Source organism: Chitinophaga sp. 180180018-3, assembly GCF_037893185.1.
Taxonomy (GTDB): domain Bacteria; phylum Bacteroidota; class Bacteroidia; order Chitinophagales; family Chitinophagaceae; genus Chitinophaga.
This window is the reverse complement of record NZ_CP140772.1, coordinates 4,346,769-4,367,958: the sequence shown is the minus strand read 5'-3', so window position 1 is coordinate 4,367,958 and position 21,190 is coordinate 4,346,769. Positions and strand designations below refer to the sequence as shown.

The 21,190-nt window shown below is 39.6% G+C and carries 16 protein-coding genes; 15 read left to right on the top strand and 1 reads right to left on the bottom strand.

From position 1 onward, the window contains the following. Positions 1 to 5 precede the first annotated feature (5 nt). The 10 genes from UNH61_RS17095 to UNH61_RS17050 all read left to right on the top strand — a co-directional run bounded on the left by UNH61_RS17095 (position 6) and on the right by UNH61_RS17050 (position 11,243). Positions 6 to 1,121, top strand: a complete 1,116-nt coding sequence (locus UNH61_RS17095; RefSeq protein ID WP_326993189.1) for a glycosyltransferase family 4 protein — start codon at positions 6 to 8, stop codon at positions 1,119 to 1,121. 23 nt (positions 1,122 to 1,144) lie between these two features. Next, positions 1,145 to 2,260, top strand: a complete 1,116-nt coding sequence (locus UNH61_RS17090; protein WP_326993188.1) for a glycosyltransferase family 4 protein — start codon at positions 1,145 to 1,147, stop codon at positions 2,258 to 2,260. Positions 2,261 to 2,283: 23 nt separating this feature from the next. Beyond that, positions 2,284 to 3,309 (top strand): polysaccharide biosynthesis protein, encoded by a 1,026-nt coding sequence (locus UNH61_RS17085; protein ID WP_326993187.1) that lies wholly within the window; start codon positions 2,284 to 2,286, stop codon positions 3,307 to 3,309. Positions 3,310 to 3,501: 192 nt separating this feature from the next. Beyond that, positions 3,502 to 4,617: an NAD-dependent epimerase/dehydratase family protein gene (locus tag UNH61_RS17080; protein ID WP_326993186.1), complete on the top strand. Its 1,116-nt coding sequence runs from the start codon at positions 3,502 to 3,504 to the stop codon at positions 4,615 to 4,617. A gap of 26 nt (positions 4,618 to 4,643) precedes the next feature. After that, positions 4,644 to 5,792 (top strand): UDP-N-acetylglucosamine 2-epimerase (non-hydrolyzing), encoded by a 1,149-nt coding sequence (wecB, locus tag UNH61_RS17075; protein WP_326993185.1) that lies wholly within the window; start codon positions 4,644 to 4,646, stop codon positions 5,790 to 5,792. A 10-nt stretch (positions 5,793 to 5,802) separates the two neighbouring features. Next, on the top strand, positions 5,803 to 7,023 hold the full coding sequence (locus UNH61_RS17070; protein WP_326993184.1) for a glycosyltransferase family 4 protein: 1,221 nt from the start codon (positions 5,803 to 5,805) through the stop codon (positions 7,021 to 7,023). Positions 7,024 to 7,026: 3 nt separating this feature from the next. Next, positions 7,027 to 7,677, top strand: coding sequence for a sugar transferase (locus UNH61_RS17065; protein WP_326993183.1), 651 nt, complete (start codon positions 7,027 to 7,029; stop codon positions 7,675 to 7,677). Positions 7,678 to 7,784: 107 nt separating this feature from the next. Next, entirely contained in the window at positions 7,785 to 8,816 is a 1,032-nt protein-coding gene (locus UNH61_RS17060) for a GNAT family N-acetyltransferase (RefSeq protein WP_326993182.1), read from the top strand. Positions 8,817 to 8,830: 14 nt separating this feature from the next. Further along, positions 8,831 to 9,973, top strand: coding sequence for a DegT/DnrJ/EryC1/StrS family aminotransferase (locus UNH61_RS17055; RefSeq protein WP_326993181.1), 1,143 nt, complete (start codon positions 8,831 to 8,833; stop codon positions 9,971 to 9,973). 136 nt (positions 9,974 to 10,109) lie between these two features. Beyond that, positions 10,110 to 11,243, top strand: a complete 1,134-nt coding sequence (locus tag UNH61_RS17050; RefSeq protein WP_326993180.1) for a glycosyltransferase — start codon at positions 10,110 to 10,112, stop codon at positions 11,241 to 11,243. A 273-nt stretch (positions 11,244 to 11,516) separates the two neighbouring features. Here the strand turns inward: UNH61_RS17050 and UNH61_RS17045 are convergent, their stop codons facing one another. Then, positions 11,517 to 12,230: a response regulator transcription factor gene (locus UNH61_RS17045; RefSeq protein ID WP_326993179.1), complete on the bottom strand. Its 714-nt coding sequence runs from the start codon at positions 12,228 to 12,230 to the stop codon at positions 11,517 to 11,519. Positions 12,231 to 13,114: 884 nt separating this feature from the next. Here UNH61_RS17045 and UNH61_RS17040 point away from each other — a divergent pair. The 5 genes from UNH61_RS17040 (at position 13,115) to UNH61_RS17020 (ending at position 21,109) form a co-directional block, all read left to right on the top strand. Further along, a complete protein-coding gene (locus UNH61_RS17040; protein WP_326993178.1) occupies positions 13,115 to 13,288 on the top strand; it encodes a hypothetical protein in 174 nt (57 codons plus the stop codon). A 2,337-nt stretch (positions 13,289 to 15,625) separates the two neighbouring features. Then, complete coding sequence (locus tag UNH61_RS17035; RefSeq protein ID WP_326993177.1) at positions 15,626 to 16,357, top strand: sigma-70 family RNA polymerase sigma factor; 732 nt, start codon at positions 15,626 to 15,628, stop codon at positions 16,355 to 16,357. Between the two features lie 165 nt (positions 16,358 to 16,522). Beyond that, on the top strand, positions 16,523 to 17,524 hold the full coding sequence (locus tag UNH61_RS17030; RefSeq protein WP_339070185.1) for an arginine deiminase-related protein: 1,002 nt from the start codon (positions 16,523 to 16,525) through the stop codon (positions 17,522 to 17,524). A gap of 446 nt (positions 17,525 to 17,970) precedes the next feature. After that, on the top strand, positions 17,971 to 20,517 hold the full coding sequence (locus UNH61_RS17025; RefSeq protein WP_326993175.1) for a hypothetical protein: 2,547 nt from the start codon (positions 17,971 to 17,973) through the stop codon (positions 20,515 to 20,517). 55 nt (positions 20,518 to 20,572) lie between these two features. Further along, entirely contained in the window at positions 20,573 to 21,109 is a 537-nt protein-coding gene (locus UNH61_RS17020) for a hypothetical protein (RefSeq protein WP_326993174.1), read from the top strand. Positions 21,110 to 21,190 lie beyond the last annotated feature (81 nt).

The window sequence follows — 21,190 nt, the reverse complement described above, 5'->3', positions numbered from 1 at the left end:
TTTCTATGCACATAATTTTTTGGCAAAAGATTATCAGCCCTCATCAGTCATCTTTCCTAAAGGCTTTGGCTAAAATAGATGGTATCGAAGTGTCATTAGTAGTTGATGAAATAATGGATCGAAAAAGGCTTGGAATGGGATGGGAAGTACCGGAAATGGGACGGGTGAATGTACTGATGTCGGATAATTATACTTTTATCAGGCAGATGGTTATTAACTCTAATAGAAGTACATATCATATCTTCAGCGGAATTAATTACACACCAGCACTAAGCAGAGCTTTTATTTTAGCCATAAAACATAATGTAAATATAGGCATTATGGCCGAATCATATGATTGGCATGGTGTCAAGGGCCGTTTGAGATATGTCAGAAGTATTATTCAAAGAATCAAATACAACGGAAAAATAGATTTCATACTGGCAATTGGCAATAAAGGTATTGAGTGGTTCAAGAAAACTGGTTACTCCGAAATGAAAATATTTGAGTGGGGATATTTTATTGATCCTGTAGATGTAGTAGTACAAACGGAGCCAATACCAGATGAATTCAATGTTGTTTTTGTAGGTTCTCTTTTCCGAGGTAAAGGGGTAGATATATTGATCGAAGCTGCCTCAAAGATTAAAGAGGAAAAATTCCAGATAAACATTGTGGGAGAGGGGCCAGAGAAGCAGGCTTTGGTGGATTTAGTAAAGTCTTATAATATGAAGAATATTACATTTTTAAATTTTATGCAGAATGAAGCGGTACAAAGATTCATAAGGAAACATGACCTGCTCGTTTTGCCTAGTAGGAGGAAAGATGGTTGGGGAGCTGTGGTGAATGAGGCGTTAATGCAAGGGACGCCTGTTGTTTGCAGTGAAAGTTGTGGAGCCAGTGTTTTGCTCTGCGAAAGAAATTATAGTGATGTTTTTGAATCCGGAAATGCGGTTTCTTTGGCTGATACTTTGAGGAAACAAATATTAAGAGGAAAGCTAAGTAGCCAGGATCGCCAACGGATAGTTAAATGGTCTGAATGCATTAATGGAGATCGTGCGGCTAGTTATTTCCTGGAAATTGTTAATAGTAATTTATTTAAACATAAAAGCAAGCCTGTACCGCCATGGGAAAAGTGTAGTTGACTAGAAATAAACTTAAGTAAGCAATGCATATTCTACTTACTGCAGGTTCATTTTATCCTGCTGAGAATGGCGGGCCAAGTAATGCTTTATATTGGCATTCAAAAGCATTGTCTGAAAAAAAGCAAGAGGTCACGATTATTACAACAATGATTGGGATTAAAAAGGAACATAATATCCAACCAAATACGTGGATGAATAAGAGTTTTGGAAAGATTATATACTATACAAATGGTTTGAAAGCTTTTATGGCGACAATAGAAAATATAAAAAAGAACAATATTATACATATATCGAGTTTGTTCTATTATCCCTCTTTCCTGACGGCATTATATTGTTATATAATCAAGGAAAAATTGATTTGGTCCCCGAGGGGAGAATGTTCTGTTGAGGCGCTGGCTTTTGCAAAATGGAAAAAGAATCTGATTTTAAAAATTATAAAGCCCTATATAAAGAATGTTATATTTCATGCAACTTCTTCAAAAGAAACGCTGGAAATAAAGGCTTTATTTGGAAATGTTCAGGTTGTTGAATTTCCAAACTTTTTTTATTTGGAGAAGCAACTGAACTTACCTGTTAAGAATCAATTAATATATGTTGGCAGGATACATCCAATTAAGGCAATTGAGAACTTGATACAAGCGGTGGCGTTATCTGCAACAATGGATGAAAGAAGCTTTAAACTGAAAATAGCAGGTACATATAAAGATCATAATGAGGAGTTATACTATAATTCTCTGGTGAAACTTGTCACAACATTGGGAATTGGTCATTTAGTCGAGTTTGTAGGCCATGTAACGGGTGAAGACAAAACGATATTATACTCAACTTCCTACTGTCTGATCTTACCTTCTCATACTGAAAATTTTGGAAACGTGGTTGTGGAGGCGCTAAATCAGGGGACTCCGGTGATAGCGGCAAAGAATACTCCGTGGAGAATATTAGAGGAAAACAAAATAGGCTTACATGTATCTAATATTCCAGAAGAGCTTGCTTCTGCTATAGATACGATACTTTCTCTGGAGCAAGATGGATACAATGACATGAGGGACAATGCCTATAGTTTCTGTGAGAAATATTATGCGATTGACCAGAATATAGAGAAATGGATCGGCGTTTACAATCAATGTGTAAATCAGTAAATATAGACTTTAAAATAACAGTTATGTTCAAAGGGGGAACGCTATTAATTACAGGAGGAACAGGATCATTTGGGAATGCTGTGTTGAAGAGATTCCTGCATACGGATATCAAAGAGATAAGGATCTTTAGTCGAGACGAAAAGAAACAGGACGAGATGCGTAATATGCTGCATAATGATAAAGTAAAGTTTTTTATTGGAGACGTTCGCGATTTTAGAAGTATCGATAGCGCAATGGATAAAGTGGATTATGTTTTTCATGCAGCGGCGTTAAAACAAGTGCCTTCATGTGAATTTTATCCCATGGAAGCGATAAGGACTAATGTGTTAGGTACAGAGAATGTATTGGAGGCGGCGATTAAACATCAAATAGAGAAGATAATTTGCTTAGGCACGGATAAGGCAGTATATCCCATCAATGCAATGGGAATATCCAAAGCTATGATGGAAAAAATAGCGATATCCAAGGCTCGTATCTGTAGCCATCCACTTATTACTTGTACGCGTTATGGTAACGTAATGGCGAGTAGGGGATCTGTAATTCCGCTGTTTATTTCGCAGATCAAAGCGGGGAAACCATTAACTGTTACCGATCCCAAAATGACCAGGTTTATGATGTCTTTGGACAATGCTGTAGAACTAGTGCTTTTTGCATACGAAAATGCTAATCCTGGGGATATTTTTGTACAGAAAGCTCCGGCTGCGACTATTCGACAGGTGGCAGAAGCGTTACTGGATATATTCAAAGCGAAGAATGAAATCAAAATCATCGGAACCCGACATGGGGAAAAGTTATATGAAACTCTTTTGACACGGGAAGAATTTGGCAAAGCTGCAGACTTGGGAGGTTATTATTGTATTGCGGCGGACGACCGGGATCTGAACTATGCTAAATATTTTTCTGAGGGTGAACGAAAAATTGCTGAAGCACGTGATTATAACTCTCACAATGCTTATAGGTTAAATGACGACGAGCTTAGGGAGATGTTGCTGAACTTGGATTATGTACAAGCCGAATTGAACAAAAACAAAGAAGAATGGATCAGTTAGTGCCCATAAATTATGATAATGTTATCAGAGCTAAAAGGATGGATGCCATATTCGTTGCATATTCTAACCTGGGATCTGAAACATCAGCGGCAGATCATTATTCTTGACCTTCATTTTGGCTTGATTAGAAAGAATATTGACCGGTGCAAGTTTTTTTGCATTTAAATTGATCAGGAAAATAAATGCTAAGTGATGAAGAGAATTGGAATTACTGGAAAAAACGGATTTATTGGTACCTGTTTATATAATAAGATAAGCCTATTGAAGGATGAGTTTGAACTTGTACCATTTGAAAGATCCTTTTGGGGCTCGACCGTACTAACGGACTGGGTTAAACAATGTGATATCATTGTACATCTGGCTGCCATAAATCGCCATCCTGATTCCATGATTATTCATGATACTAACCTCTTGCTTGTACAGCAATTAATTCATGCATTAGATGATTGCAGGCATTGTCCGCATATCCTGTTTTCTTCTTCGATACAGGAAGAACAAGATAATTTATATGGCAGGTCAAAACGAACTGGACGAGAGTTGTTGAGAGTCTGGTCGGATAAGCATCAGGCTCCTTTTACAGGAATGATCATCCCGAATGTGTTCGGGCCCTTTGGAAGACCTTTTTATAATTCGGTAGTAGCCACTTTTTGCCATCAGCTCTGTAATAATGAAGAACCACAAATAGACAAAGATGCTTTTCTTCAACTTGTTTACGTAGAAGAACTGGCGGATTTGATGATCGATGTTATCCGTAAAAATATTAGTATCTCGAATCTTAATGTACAGACAACGGGTGACTACTATGTATCAGAAGTTCTGAAGAAATTACAGGTGTATAGAGAATTGTATTTCAAACAAGGCTTTTTTCCTTCGCTTCCGGACAAGTTTAGCGTTCATCTTTTTAATACCTTTCGCAGTTATATTGATCATAAGAGTTATTTTCCCTTCAGACTTAAACAACATACAGATAACCGGGGAGCGTTTGTTGAAATGATCAAACTCCAGCAAGGAGGGCAGGTCTCCTTCTCAACTACACATAAGGGTATTACCCGCGGAAATCATTTTCACACGCGTAAAATAGAGCGTTTCCTGGTAATGAAAGGGAGAGCATTAATACAACTCAGAAAGTATAATACTGATGAGGTGCTGAGTTTTGAGCTGGATGGTGAAACACCTTCTTATGTAGATATGCCTGTATGGTACACGCATAGTATCAAGAATATTGGAGAGGACGACCTTTATACCGTTTTCTGGATCAATGAGCACTTTGATCCAAAAGATCCTGATACATATCCTGAAATAGTTTGAAGCTAATTTAACGATAAAGATCTTTTATGCTTGCCAATATAAAAAAACTAAAGGTATTGACGGTTGTGGGGACCAGACCGGAAGTTATCCGTCTCGCCAGAGTATTGGCTAAACTAGATGAATCGGATGCTATTGACCATATACTGGTACATACAGGACAGAATTATGATTATGAATTGAACGGGATTTTCTTTGAGGACCTGGGCTTACGTAAGCCAGATTACTTTCTGGGGGCGGCGTGTAAAACTGTGGCAGAGACTATCGGTCAGATACTGATTAGGATTGATCCTCTTCTAAAACTGGAAAACCCGGATGCCTTTCTGGTACTGGGCGATACTAATAGTTGTTTGTGTGTTATTCCCGCTAAGAAACGTAAAATCCCCATCTTTCATATAGAAGCAGGTAACCGTTGCTTTGACCAGCGAGTGCCAGAAGAAACTAACAGAAGGATTGTGGATCATACCAGCGATATCAATCTCACCTATTCTGATATTGCGAGGGAATATTTATTGAGGGAAGGGCTGCCTCCGGATAGGATTATAAAAATAGGAAGCCCTATGTTTGAAGTATTATATCACTATATGCCTAAGGTTAGACAATCAGATGTACTGAAAGAATTAATGTTGGAACCAGAGAAGTATTTTGTGATTTCCGCTCATCGGGAAGAAAATATCGACTCAGAGAAAAACTTTAATGACCTCGTTGTCTCCCTTAATAAAATAGCTGATACATTTGAACTGCCGGTTATCGTTACTGCACACCCACGCACCCGAAAAATGATAGCAGCACGGCAGATAGAATTTAACCCGTTGGTAAGGTTAATGAAGCCATTTGGTTTCAGTGATTATGTTGCATTACAAATGAAAGCGAAGGCTGTGTTGTCTGATAGTGGCACCATCTCGGAAGAGTCCTCGATTTTGAATTTCCCCGCACTGAACATAAGAGAAGCGCACGAAAGACCTGAAGCCATGGAAGAAGCGTCTGTAATGATGGTGGGGTTAAATTCGGAAAGGATTTTACAAGGTCTGGCACAATTGCAGTATCAGAGCCGGGAAACCAGAAACATTAAAGAAGTTGCTGATTATTCGATACCAAATGTATCTGATAAAGTAGTACGTATTATTATATCTTATGCTGATTATATAAAAAGAGTAGTTTGGTCCACCAACTTATGAATATTAGTATATGAGAATATTAATTTTAAGCCAGTGGTGCTATCCGGAACCGGATCTGAAAGCGCTTACCTTTGCCAGGGTATTAGCAGGCAGGGGACATACCGTTCAGGTTTTGACTGGATTTCCAAATTATCCGGGAGGGAAAGTATACAAAGGCTATAGTATAAAGCTATTCAGCCGTGAAATAATTGACAATCTTGAAGTACTTCGGTGTGCACTTTACCCAAGCCATGACCGATCAGGCTTAAAACGTATCTTCAATTATCTCAGCTTCGCTTTTTTTGCTAGCCTGATCGGTATATTCAGAACAAGAAAAGCGGATATACTTTATGTATATCATCCTCCCGCTACTGTAGCTATCCCTGCAATACTGATAAAACTCTTCAGAAAGGTGCCGGTGGTATATGATATCCAGGATATATGGCCGGATACGTTGAAGGTAACAGGAATGGTAAACAATAAATATGTTCTTAAAGCTGTGGATATTTTTATGAAAATGTGTTATCGTTCTGTGGACCATGTTGTAGTGTTGTCCAATGGATTCAGGGAATTGCTGATAGCAAGAGGAGTTAGATCTTCAAAGGTAAATGTGATCTATAACTGGAGTAATCCCATCGGATTGGCTGGTGAAGTAGACCGTGAAATAATATCCTTGTTCAAAAACAGATTTACTATACTATTTGCCGGTACTATTGGGCTCGCACAGGGATTGGATGTGGTTGTGAAATGTGCGGAACAGCTGAGAGAAATCAAAGAAAATGATATGCAATTTATCCTATTGGGTGGTGGGGTGGATGTGAATAGATTAAAATCGCAGGTAATGGAGAAAGGCTTGCAGAATATACATTTTATTGACCGGGTTCCTGCCAGCATAATAGGATCTTATCTGTCCTGCGCAGATGTATTACTTATTCATCTGTTAGAAGATAGGTTATTTGAAATAACAGTCCCTTGTAAAACACAAGCTTATTTGTTGGCTGGAAAACCAATACTTGCAGGAGTAAAGGGTGATGCAGCTGCATTGATAGAGAATGCGCAGGCGGGATTGGTCTTTATACCGGAAGATCATAATGATTTGTTAGAGAAAGCTTTGATCCTTAAGAGCATGGGGCCGGTAACTTTACGGCAATTCGGAAACAATGGGCGGAGGTTTTATGATAATCAATTGTCAATAGAAAAAGGTGTGGAAAAGTTTGAAAAGATATTCGAAGTAGTACAGCATAAGCGTTAATTTATGACAACTCTACAAAGTGTGTATAAAGATCTCATTAAGCCTGTGATGGATTTTTGCGTCTCTCTCATTTGTTTTATCATCTTATTGCCGGTTTTTATTCCGATAGTGTTAATTCTTTTTATTATCAATAAAGGGGGTGTATTTTTTTTTCAAAAGCGACCCGGAAAAAAGGAAAAGATTTTTCTTATTATCAAATTCAAAACTATGAATGATAATAAAGACGAATCGGGACAGTTATTGTCAGATACACTAAGGCTGACTAAGTTCGGGAAGTTTCTACGTGAAACATCGCTGGATGAAATACCACAACTACTGAATGTGTTGAAAGGTGATATGAGTATAGTTGGTCCCAGACCATTATTGCCGGAGTATTTACCTTTTTATAATGAATATCACAGAAGAAGGCATGAAGTAAAACCAGGAATTACAGGCCTGGCACAAACAAAAGGCAGGAATAAAGTGAAATTCAGCGAACGGTTTAACCTGGACGTGATATATGTAACCAGGCTTAGCTTTGCCTTGGATATGGTAATTATCTGGAACACCTTGCCGAAGATCTTTAAGGGAAGTGATGTAGTGCACGGACAAACTTTAGATGAAGTAGATGATCTTGGAATAACGCAAGATCTGAGAGCCAACTATTCGAAGTAGAAACGTTTAAATAATATCTTATATGAGATGTTTTTTATTCATTGTGATATAAGGGAAAGTAAAGAGAATAGCAATCATATCATCAACATTATTAACAATGTTTTGAGATGAAAACAACCATAATTCCTGTATCAAACAAAAAGAATTGGAATGCAATTATACAGAAAGCAGCGTTCTATGATTTTTATCATTGTAATTCTTACAATGCAATAGAAGATACAGGTGAGCCATTATTGTTTGTAACAGAAAATGAAGAAGGCGATTTTATAGCATTCCCGATTGTCATAAGAAGTATTGCCGGTTCGGTCTATTTTGATTGTACATCCGTTTATGGATATCCAGGTCCTGTTGCAAGCAAAGCGATTGCAGATATGTCTGCAGTACTGATCAGTTATTTTCAGCAGCAGTTTCTTGAGTTTTTGTATGACAGAAAGGTTGTCGCCGCCTTTTCGAGGTTACATCCGGTGTTTGAGCAATGCCTTTTATTGAGCCAGTACGGTGAAATAATTTCTTTGAATAAAACAGTGGCGATTGATCTGTCGTTACCTTTGGATATTCAGCGGCAACGGTATAGAAGATCTAATAAATCTGAAATCAATCAATTAAGGAAAGGAGGATATGTCGTAAAGAAGATGGACTCAAAAACGGAAGTAGATAGCTTCGCAGACATATATATAGAAACAATGAAGCGTGTAAACGCCATTGAGCATTATTTTTTTAGTAGAGAGTATTTTCACCGATTTCTGTCTGCGGAAGATTTCACTGCTTTTTTGTTGCTTGCGTATAAAGAAGATCAGTTAACGGCAGGAGCTGTATTTACAGTTACTAATAATATCATGCAATACCATCTGGCAGGTACTAAGGAACAATATATGAAGGCCACACCTATGAAGCTGGTGCTGGATGAGGCAAGATTACTGGGGACAAAAATGGGACTGCGGTTCCTGCACTTAGGAGGAGGAGTTGGGGGCAGCAATGATGACTCTCTTTATCGGTTTAAATCGGGGTTTTCAGATATTTATTTTACCTATAAAGTCTGGCGTGTAATAGTGGATGATATAAAATATAAGGAATTAGTAGCTATTAATTTAAGAGAAAGAAAGTTGAACACAAATTACTTCCCATTATACCGAGGCTAATAAAAAACAAAAATATGAATGATGAGAGAATATGGTTATCATCTCCTCACATGGGCGGGAAGGAACTAGACTTTATAAGTGAAGCCTTTGCAAACAATTGGGTGGCTCCTATAGGACCTCATGTTGATGGTTTTGAGCAAGATCTGGCTAACTATACCCAAGTAAGGTGTGTGGCGGCACTATCTGCTGGTACGGCTGCGTTGCATCTTGCTCTCATTTTATGCGATGTTCAGAGAGGCGATGAAGTGATCTGTCAAAGCCTGACCTTTTCTGCTTCTGCATACCCCATCATATATCAAGGTGCTGTTCCTGTGTTTGTTGATAGCGAAAAAGATACATGGAACCTGGATACTGCACTATTGGAGCTGGCAATAAAGGATGGTATAAAGCGTGGGAAAAAACCCAAAGCAATTATTCCCGTGCATTTGTATGGCATGCCGGCAAAAATGGATGAAATATTGGCAATTGCTTCGCAATATGAAATACCTGTTATTGAGGATGCAGCAGAGGCCCTGGGTTCCACATACAAGGGGAAATCCTGTGGGGCTTGGGGTACGCTGGGGGTACTCAGTTTTAATGGGAATAAAATTATTACTACAAGTGGGGGAGGCGCTCTTGTGGGTAATGATTTTAAAACAATAAACAAGGCAAGGTTCCTGGCAACACAGGCTCGTGATCCGGCGCCACATTATCAACATAGCCATATTGGTTATAACTACAGGATGAGTAATATCTGTGCAGGTATAGGGCGTGGGCAAATGCAGGTGTTGGGTGACCGTATTAGGCAACGCAGAGCCAATTTTAAGTATTATTATGAACGACTGAGCGATCTTCCTGGTGTTTCCTTTTTGCAAGAACTAGCGGAAAGTTATAGCAACAGATGGCTCACGACAATATTGATCATGCCCGCGAAAAGCAAGGGCATTACGAGGGAAAGTATACGTGTTGCTTTAGCCAAAGAAAAAATAGAATCCAGACCTTTATGGAAACCTATGCACCTGCAACCGGTATTTTCCGGAGCGCCTGCATTCTTGAATGGGATTTCAGAAAAATTGTTTGCAAATGGCTTATGCCTGCCCAGCGGCTCTAATCTTAAAGAAGAAGAATTGAATTTGGTTGTAGATGTTATTAGAAAACAGTGGAATAATAGAAAATAATCTTATAGTGTGCTATATGTATGCCGTAACAAAGTATCGGCTGGTGATTTAAAGAGCATCAATATTGTAGCATGAACAGCTTCTGACGATCATAAGTAAATATTTTATATTGTAGCATCTGATAAATCAGAAAAGAATGAAAACAGTATTAGTATTTTGTAGATTCTATTTGCCGGGATTTAAATGTGGCGGGCCACTTAGAACTATTGAAAATGTAGTTGATCAACTAAAAGGACAGTATAGTTTTAAAATCGTCACTTCCGACCATGACCTCGGTGAAACAGAAAAATACAAAAACATCTTAACAGATGCCTGGAATAACCTCAATGGACATGTGATATTTTATATATCAGTATGGAAATTGCGTAAGCTAAGAGAAATAATATCAGAAAGTAAATGTGATTATATCTACCTGAATGGCCTTTTTGATTTTCAGTCTACTATCAAGGTCTTACTGCTAAAAAGATTGAGATTGATTACAGTACCTGTTATCCTGGCTACAAGAGGGGAGCTTTCTCCTCATGCTTTAAAACTTAGAAGATTTAAAAAGATATTATTCTTAAGTATAGCAAAGATGGCCGGGTTATACAAAGATGTGTTGTTTCAGGCGTCTTCCGAGTTTGAGAAGAAGGACATTACAATTGTATTGGGCAATAATAGAAATGTCAGGATAGCCTCAGATTTACCCAGAAAACTATCAATAGATACTTCTCCCCAAAGAAATAAGTTCATAGGGAATGTAAAATTTGTTTCCGTGTCGAGAATTGTACCAGTTAAAAATATTCATCACTCAATAAGCCTGTTGAAAGATTTGGAGGGGCAGATAGAATTTGATATCTATGGACCTATAGAGGATCTTACCTATTGGGAGAAATGTAAAGAAGAAATAAAAAAAATTAAAAATAAGCGGATTGCTATCGCCTACAAAGGAACTGTAAAGAACGAAGATGTTTATGACGTACTTAAAAAATATCATTTCCTCTATTTTATGACTACTACGGAGAATTTCGGTCATATTATTTATGAAGCGCTTTCAATGGGTTGTCCAACGCTAATATCTGATCGGACTCCCTGGCAGGATCTTGAAGAGTATAAAGCTGGTTGGGTATTGCCGCTTGATAAGCAAGAGAAGATCCGAAAAACGCTTCAACAGTGTATTGATATGAGTGAGACGGAGTACCGCAACTTATCAGATGCTGCGTTTGCGTATTCAAAAGATTTTTTTGACCGTACTGGAGTGCTGGCTGATAATTTAAATTTGTTCAGATGATATGAAGGCAGTGAAGTGCCATGGCAGTCCGGGATTATGGAGTAGTCACATAAATGTATGTTTCTCGTAACAGATTATTATCTAAACCACCATCTTTGTAAGAGTACGGTTGGCGGTGATATTAGTGTAATGCTTAGTGCGATTGCTTTTGACTTCAAAAGAACGATGACCTTCTGAAAACGGATGGTTAGGCTCTTTGCAGGCAGTGGATTAGTTGCTTCACACTCTTTTGCTGTGTCTGAATGCTTCTCCCGCAAAAGCTAAAATGACTTTTTAAGGGTTGACCAGGTAATGAGATGTGATAGCGCTGGCATAGCTCATTGCGAATTTTGTCAGCGCATTGGGGCCGGAAAGCTGTAACTTTTGGGTGATGTGGTGCCGATGGTTATCTACTGTTCTTACACTGATGCATTTACAAGCGGCAATATGGCGGCTGCACATGCCTTTTGAGATCATGTTCAATATGGTGGCTTCAGTTTTACTCAGTCGTTCAAGGATATTCAAACTGGGCGTTGTCTCCACATGAACATTTTCCGGGTGTAGCTCTTTACGACGCACAGGAGTATCCTTGATATGGTAAAACCGGTTCAGGCGGGATTGTATGCATTTCAGCAATTCCTCCCCACTGAAAGGTGCTACCAGGTAATCGTCTGCGCCTAGGTTCATGCCCTTCCGCATATTGGCTGGCATGTTAGGGCGGCTGAAAAGGATGAACGGTGTGTCCCTCAACACCGGATCTAGCCTCAGCGTGATGAGGAATTGGCAACCGCTGATATCGTTCATGACGGAATCACAAAGCACCAGGTCCGGTAGCCAACCGTGGCCCAGTTCAATACCGTCAGCCAATGTTCCCGCAATAAGTAATGTGTAAATGGGGGTTAATAGCTGTCGGAATCTTCGCAGCGTCATCATGTCCCCTGTTAACAGCAGGATGACCAATTGTTGATGTGCCCCGTTTATTTTGGAGGTCTGTAATAGTGTAGTCATCGGTACATGGTTTTCAACATAAATGCTATGTTATTAAGAATAAAGGTCAAGATTTAGTATAGAGTAGTCCTGGACAGTAACGATCTGTAAAGAGGCGTTTACAGAAAGATATGGGGTCTTGTTTAAATTCCTGATCAGGTAAATATATTAAATTGTATTGATTACAACCTGATCTCTTAAGTTGAGTTTTTTAATAGAAAAAATTTCTGTGAAGACAGTGCGCGTTACATAAAGTTAAAATTTTTTTTGATGTCAATCTCCAGTCAATCTCTTGTTAACTGACATTTAAAAATACTATAGGGGGTTGAATTCATATTATTACCGGTGTTAGCCCTTATCTGGAAGAAGCAGATGCTGGCATTTAAGCTGTGGATTAATTTTATAGTTTGTTTGCTCTTTTAAATAACGCGAATTTGTTTTTAACCCCCTATTTTGTACGCTATCTAAAACGCTTTGTTGATAATGTTGCTGGGGAAACTTTTTAACTTTTTATGGGAAACAATGTAATTATATACATGGGTGTACTGATCCTGATGCTTTCCAGGCATGCAATTCGGGCGAAAAATCTAGTTACACTTCGGCTTAGCAGCGTCAATGCAAACTAATAGTCGTCACCTTAGTTTGAAAAAAGTAAAAAAAGAATATCATGCACCTTTTCTAATAAGGTTGTGCAACTCTCTGTTGCCCGCTATGGCTTTATATTTGAGGTGCCAATATGATATATCCTGCTCAATGAGAGTATATTTGAATTTGATTATTAGAGATCTACTTATATTGTTGTTACTAACAACGCCGATAAGATTGTGGGGCCAGCAGTGCCCAACCCAAAGTACTGCCATCAATGTACAATTTCTAATGAATTCCAGTAACAATTATATTTTTTTTTGAATATACAGAACGGCGGCGAACAGGCCAATATTGCCCTCAATACCGTTGGACAGTACCTAAACGGGGTTCTGATGGAACAGGTGGACGCTCTACAGGTGACAGCTTATCAATCTTATCAACTGATTGTGAAAGCAGTGCAGGCAAATTTTGCCAATACATCTATAACTTAGATGTTACCAGTAGGAGTGGTATCCCTGTCCATAAGGCCGCATCCTTCACAAAGTTATATTACCAGCTATCCTTTTTCATTGTCTGCATCAGATCAGGTTGCGCTGGTTAGTAATCAGTCCTGCAATCCTGCACAAAATTTCAATATTCAGTATCAAGTAGCTGGTAATAACACGGCTGTGATACAGGCACCGCCAGCTACCTATTCTACTGTCTTATATTTTACAATTATTGCGCAATGATTTAATTCATAGTTATTAAAAACCTGTTTTATTATGATAAACAAGGTTGTCTACACTGGAGGTCTTCTATCCGCCACAAATGAAAATAGCCCACCGTTTTATGTACTTCGTGAAAGCAATAAAGGCCTCATTTAATTTTAAAAAACAACTCAAGCTATTCCAATTTCCAAGCCAGATAGCTGTCTAAAAAGCGTTATTTCTCTAAGGTATTCTTTGCAACCTTGTATCTGCAAATACTGCGTTTAATCAAATACTCCTATCGCCAATATTAAATCAAGTGTTAAACTATCGTTAAATACCCCTGTTTATTGACCAGCATAATGATCTACCATAGGAACATTTCAAAAATGTCTGTCTTATTAATATTAAAAAACAATTCCATGATGAGACATCTATTAAAAATAGAAGCCGTCCCAAATATGGATGGTTCGAGAGTTATGATTGATGGAAGGAATCCTATGTAATTATGAATAGTGGTGCCCTGCAAGTCTATGAAATAGTCGATCAACTAGTACTGTGATGAGTTACCTTGCTCAATTGTTTTCTTATTAACATAGTGATGATTGACAATTTGTTTGTTTGGGTTCAGGTCAAGCCCGCCTTTATTTCAATAATATAAGGAGCACAGACTTGTGTAAGATGATACCTATGCCAGCCAATTCTCCAAAGGGATACTTGCCGACAACTATGTTGTATGGTCCGATGCCGCCCTCCCGGTGGGAAGGACAATGGGGAAACTTAAATGGGGGTGTCCGGAAAGGCCCATTAGATTTTTTGATCAGTGCAATATTTTCCCTGATTTATTTTAATCCGGTGTGATGTTTTGCCCCCCTCAGTCGTTTTATTAATGAGCCAGGATCGGCTCATAGAAGGCTTACCGGTACCGGCGTCTGGGAAAGGGTTCTCATGCAATTTTGTGAGGGCCCGGAACGCCGGTGGGGGGTGGCCTATTAACTTACCTGGTGATAGCCATCACTGCAGTAGGAGGGAAAAGACACTTAAATCTTTGATGTACCGGTGTACCATTCCTATAGTGTGTTCGCCCGGTACATGAATATTTTAGGGTCAATGTGAAGCGAAAACAGCATTGCATTATCATCAATTCAAATGAAATTCCTTCGTAACAAAAAAGAGACATTGTCGTCTATAAGATGCAATACGATGCTTGCATTCGAATATTTTTTGCGGGATTTTACCTTTCCTGATATTGCACAGATTCTTAATTATTACGCTATTTTCTGTCGAAAAATTCCCAAAAATCTATGTCATAAATAATAATTATCTAAACCTTAAAACCGAATCCCTTATGAATGACTTAACCCAAGGAATAAATATATTTCCCGGTTGTCCACACACCTTACATTTGATGCAAATGTTATTATTTAAAAAGGCGACGTATTTAAAAGAAACTTAATTTAACAGAGAAGCGTTTTCTACTGGCGCTACCTTTATAGGTAGTAATAAATGACAGGTAAGTCATTGCACTTCACCTTGCCGGGGCTAATACTTTTGTGGTATCAACTTTTGGCGCCATGTTGTTTAGTGGCTTTACCAACAGAAGCCTTTTTTTCGACTGTTACTAAATATTTAACTGCCACATATAGTTTACGGGCAAGGCTACCCCATTTCATCAAACTAATAGGGGCTGGGAAGGGACAACTGGTCTGGCATCTTCAATATAAGTGTATTTTTTATTGAGAAAAGAAATTGTACCTGGACTTAGATCACCGGTAGTGATCCGGGTTTCCTCTTTAATATTTTAAATATCACCAGCGATCGAATCATTTTCCCAATAAAATGCTTGAAAGAGAAAGTCCATACTTGTTGCTCAATTTGCCTATAGTATCCGGTATTACTCTATGACATGTAAGCATAAAATGTCCGTAGCAGCGCTATGAATTAATACCATTTATTTTCATTGCATGAGAGTTATTGCTGCATTTAGTCAGCGGAAGTTTACTAACAATTTTATTGCCCGGAGAGAGGGATATAGAAAACAGGGCGTTTATAGATTGATTAGTGTATTGCCAACATTCTATCATACATAAATCGGATTGCTTTTTTATACAAATCTCGAGTGGGTGCAAATTTAAGTGTTTGGGAGACAATAAAATACATATCGATCACCCGGATTTACTGGCAAGGATAGCGGAGAGTAATGAGCTGGCTATAGAGGTTTTTTTTCACTCATTTTATCCACGTCTGAAATATTATTGTCTGGATATCCTTAAAGATCAGGGTGAGGCTGAAGATATAGCCCAGGATGCCATAACTATCTTCTGGAGGCAGCGACAGCGTTTTAAACAGGCAAGTCTGAAAGAAGCCAGTGCCTTTGTTTTTACTGTTGCCAGAAACAGGTGTTATGATTATCTCAAACATCTGCAAGTACGATCCTCGCAACGGAAGAGCCTGGAAGGTAAGGAAGAAACTATTGAGGATATTCTTGAATCCAGGATTATAAAGGATGATCTTTTCTACCGCATTTACCTGGAAATACTCAGGCTTTCCCCCTCTCAGGCGCAAATACTGAAAATGATCTTTATTCAAGGACTTCAAACTCATGAAATCGCTGAGCAGTTGGGGCTTACATCTAACAATGTCCGTAATCAGAAAGCCAGGGCGTTGGATAAATTACGCACGCGTCTGCAAAAAAGACGCTTTATGTTGTCATTTCTTCTTGCTTTTTTTTTAGTCCCCTGTGATGCTTTCCGAATCTCAGTCGTTTCTTTTAATCGGATTCAATTGATATGCACTTATCGAAGTAGAGACTCTGGAGTAAGATATTGCTATTATCATTGTTCAATTGGTGTGTGGCACCTATATAGGTAGCTTTCCTTACTAACTATATGATCTTTGCTGGTCGAGCTGTATCAGAGAAAAACGTTGAAATGTCCATATCCTAAAAATGTCCATATCCTAATGGTTATCGATCAGCAAGTGTACCATGCTTGTTGACCTTACGGTTCAAGCGGTGCCCCAGAAAATTGGGGCATCGTGATTTTACTTAGTACAGAATATTATGCCAATCCCGGATCTGTACCAATGTGGAAATATACTTACGTGTATTACATGCGCTATCTTAAATTATCTTTTTTTGATATGACTATTCTGATGATACAGCCTGCCAGGTTTGAATTCAATAACCAAACAGATTTCAATAGCGATTTTCAGCGATTTGTACAGCAAAGAAATGTACACATGAGTGCACTGAAAGAATTTGAGCGCTTTACTGATAACCTCACCCGGCATGGTATCCAGTTGTTAATCGTTCCTGACAGTATCGAGCCTCATACACCCGATAGTATTTTTCCCAACAACTGGATTAGTACTCATGAAGGCGGGCGGGTAGTTCTTTACCCGATGTATGCTCCCAATATCAGGGAGGTGCGTAAACCTGCGGTCATAGATTTGATCGGGAGTCACTTTCAGATAGAAGAGATTGTTGACTATACATTTTTTGAAGAAAGTGGATTGTATCTGGAAGGGAATGGCAGTATGGTTTTAGATCGGATAAATAAAATTGCCTATGCCTGTTTGTCTCCCCGTACCAATAGCGGCATTTTTCAACTGTTCTGCAAACAACTGGGATATGAAGGTATTATCTTTGAGGCATTTGATCAACGCAATTATCCGATATATCACACTAACATTATGATGTGCCTGGCGGATAGATTTGTGCTCATAAATATGGACAGTGTTGCACAAAATTATCATCGCAGGCTGTATGAAAGTTTTGAAAAAACCCATAAATCCGTTATCCCCATCACATTCGCACAGATGAATAACTTTGCGGGTAATATATTACAAGTACCGGGTTATCGAAACATTAACCATCTGGTCATGTCGTCAAGTGCCTTTGCTTCTCTAACTCAGATACAACTAAAAATATTATCTTCTTATAACCCAATCGTGCACAGTTCCCTTGTAACCATTGAGCGCCACGGAAGGTGTAGTGCCGGTTCCATGATGGCAGAGATAGTCCTTAGGTGTAAATAACAAGATGCTGATTCTTACTGAAACGCAGCATACCTGCCTGTTCACAGAGCGCTTGTTAATCTTTCCTGCTATCCGGGTAATGAGAATACTACTCCACTGGTACAGGTAAGCTGCGTATTATTCAAAATGGCCCTTTAAGAAAACGATTGATTAGGTGAAAGCATCACACAAGAATATAATAATTATAGTTAACCTCTTGATAACAACATTGCGTTTTCGTTTAGCATATTTTTGCGCCTGTTTGGAATAAGATAGATTGCTTGGCACTAAACATCCCGTACCTTTTTTCTACTGTATTTTTTTCCCACGATTTTTTTGTGCGTTATATGTGTTTACTTCTTGTATGGTTATCTATGCCTTCACCTAAAATTTACGCTAGTAATAACAACTGTATAACAGTTGTTATTCCAGACACGGTGCATACTACTGGAAATACGCTGATTACCTTGAAAGCATTGATAAAAAATACTTGTAGCCATACAAAAACATTTAAGATTACTACAGTCGCCGACAGTGTTTTAACTCTCGTAGGCCAGAGCCGTAAACTTTATACACTTTCCGGTGGAGACAGTATGTACCTTCTTTTTTACATTGCTGCTTCGAAAAAATCTCTTGCAGGCGTACCCTATTCCATTCATGTCAATGTTCAATCACCGGAAGATTCACTTCTGGGTGCTGCAGAATGCCTACTATGGGTGGAGCGTACGAAAGCAGCCTATCTGACCCTGGGGCAATCTGAACTGGTACTTACAGAGAAGGATGATTCCATACGATATCAGGTGAGAGTAACGAATAAAGGAAATGCGAGGCAGGTTATACGGCTGCTGGCAAAATATCCTGATTATCTTCAAATGCCGCCATCTTATATGCAGATCAGCCTTGGGGCATGGCGTGACACGACTCTTAATTTTGTGAGGCATATCAAACATACCAAACGAGATGCTGTCGGTTACATACAGGTGACTGGTTATTATGACAACGGAGACTATTTTGCCAGCACGTCCCTGGTGGTTTATAATGCTTCCAGTAAGGTCAGTTTCTTGCATGGGACCGAAGGTAAAAAGGATAATGAATTTATGTTGAGCGTTAACAATATTGGAAGCTCCCAGCCCTTTTATTCTCTTCTGTCGACGGGGAATTTCCTTACATATAAACATACCCATCTGCGCTATCAGCTGGATGCACATTATTTTCCTGGCAATACAGAGGATAAACTTCTGCTGCGTAACAGTTTTTTTTCCCTGAGGCGTCGGAATACGGTGATGACCATTGGACGTATTAGTCGCTTTTTTGACCTGGATGTACAGGGAGCAGGTTTGCTCGTGGAAAGACATTTTGCAGCAAACGCTATGGAGGTGGGCTTTACCCGCGCTGTTTATAACGCGGCTCGTCTCTTTACCATCTGTTCGGCAGCTGGCTATAGCAGCAATCTATGGGTCGGCTACAAGAGTAAGAAAGGAACACTGCAGGCCATTTATCAGGTGGGAGAGCAAGAGAGGCTCTCCAGCTTTATTGCGTCTTGCTCCCGGATGTTTTATACCCACCCACATCATTCTCTGAGTGGGAGCTTATCGCTTAGTATGGAAGCCGGGCAACGGAGAAAGAACTGGGGACTGGCTTCCAGTATTCTGTACAAAGGGATACTGGGCAAATGGGAGATTACTATGGACAATTCTTTTTCCAGCCCTTCATATGCAGGCTTTCAAAAAGGTGCGCTGCTAATGGAGGACAGGGTGCAGTACAGCCTGTCCAGCCGGCAGTTGTTATGGATGCGTTACAGTAAGACTGCAATTAACAGCCCTTCGGTTCATTTTATTTTTGGCAGCCGGAAAATAGAATTGGGATGGAGCAGTGCCCTGGGGAAATCTTTTAACGTGACGTTATCACCTTCTCTTTACGCCGAACATAATACCATGTTTGCGCAGCAACAACTGACAGATATCAGAATGCTCTGGCAGCTAAGCTACCGGCATCCTGCAGGTCGCTTCCTTCTGTTTTCACAAACAGAAACCAGCCTGGGCGAGAAGGCAGTTGGTATCAGGCATATATTCACGCTAAACTACTGGCGGCTATACTTCAGTACCACTATGCAGAAGGGCGCATTTTCACTTTATGAAAGATCCTATGCCAGGCAGGCAGGTGTGACTGATTTCTCTTCTTCAATTATAGCGTTGCAGCTTATACAGCCCATTGCAGCTCTGGGCACGGAGGCCAGCCTCGGATATCAATGGATGCAGCAGACTAGTCACTGGGTAGGTTACCACAACATCAGTATGCAGTTAACTACAAATCTTAACGCGATCAGCAGCTGCTTTGCGTCAGGTAATTACCAGATAGCACGGGGAACAGGATCCAACTATCTGAATTTGCAACTGGGCTTGCGTTTAAAGTTCGCATCGCCTGCTATCAAGCATGGTGGGAAAAGGTTGAAGGTACAGGTATACAAGGATATTAATAATAATAGCCGGTTTGATGCACCTGATAGTATTGCCGGGGGCGTGCTGCTTCATATAGGCGACAGATGCCTGATTACCGATAAAAATGGGAAAGCAGTGTACCGCCATCTGCCGTCAGGTGAGTACAACGTGATTAGTTCCGGTATAGACAATTGGACATCATCCCCCGTAAACTTCCAACTACATGGTGACAGTTTATTACGGATCGGGCTTCGCCAGGTGGCTATTATTTCTGGCAGGTTGACAGTAGCATATGATGCCTATAGCAAGGATGATCGACTGGCCCTGGAAACTGTTTTGGTAGCCGTCTCTGGTAGCCAGGGAGAGCGCTATACAGCACCCTGTGACGCAAGGGGCAGATTTAAACTGTTTGTTCCCGCTGGAGATTATAATGTTAGCATCGGTAAAATAAACAGTGAAACCGGATATGTTGTCACCAATAACAATCAGTTATTGCATGCCGATGTTGCTGTAGCCAATGACGTGGAATTTAAGATACTTGTGCAGAAAAAAACAGTCGAAGTAAGGCGATTCTGAGTAGGAGAAACAGGATAATATTTATTATATGAACCAAATATATAAATCCAAATCTATGAAAAAAAACAGCATTTTACTTAAATGTTTTTTTACCATTCTGGCCTCTATGGCCTTCTTGTCAACAATTGAGGCGCAGAATGCCACAGCCACTACTAATCTCAATGTTATTTTAGCTGATGTAGTAAACATTGAGATAGCGGACGCAAATGTGAACCTCAATTTCACCACCGCTGCCAACTATAGAGATGGGGTCAGCGTTACCAAGCCTGCCCATCTGAAAGTAAGCTCTAACCGAAAATATCAGGTTTCTGTAAAAGCAGCCAGTGGTCAGCTTACCGGGCCTGCGAGCAGCACGATTCCGGTCAACACCATCAAGGTTGAAGCTACTGGTACTCTTCCATCAGATATAGATGCGTCAGCTACGGTGGGAAAGAACCTCTCTGCTACAGACCAGGTCATCATTAAACGGAATGTTCCGGCCGTCCAGGATACTTACGATATCAAGTATACCGCTTCCGGTGGAAACGATTATGTAGGCAAAGCCAGCGGCACTTATACCACCGTGTTAACCTATACTATTGCAGGTTCTTAAATCAAATAATTCATTGGAGCCTGCCGGCCGGCAGGCTCCTGATTCAGATAGCGCATGCGATTTCAAATAGCAATTTTATCC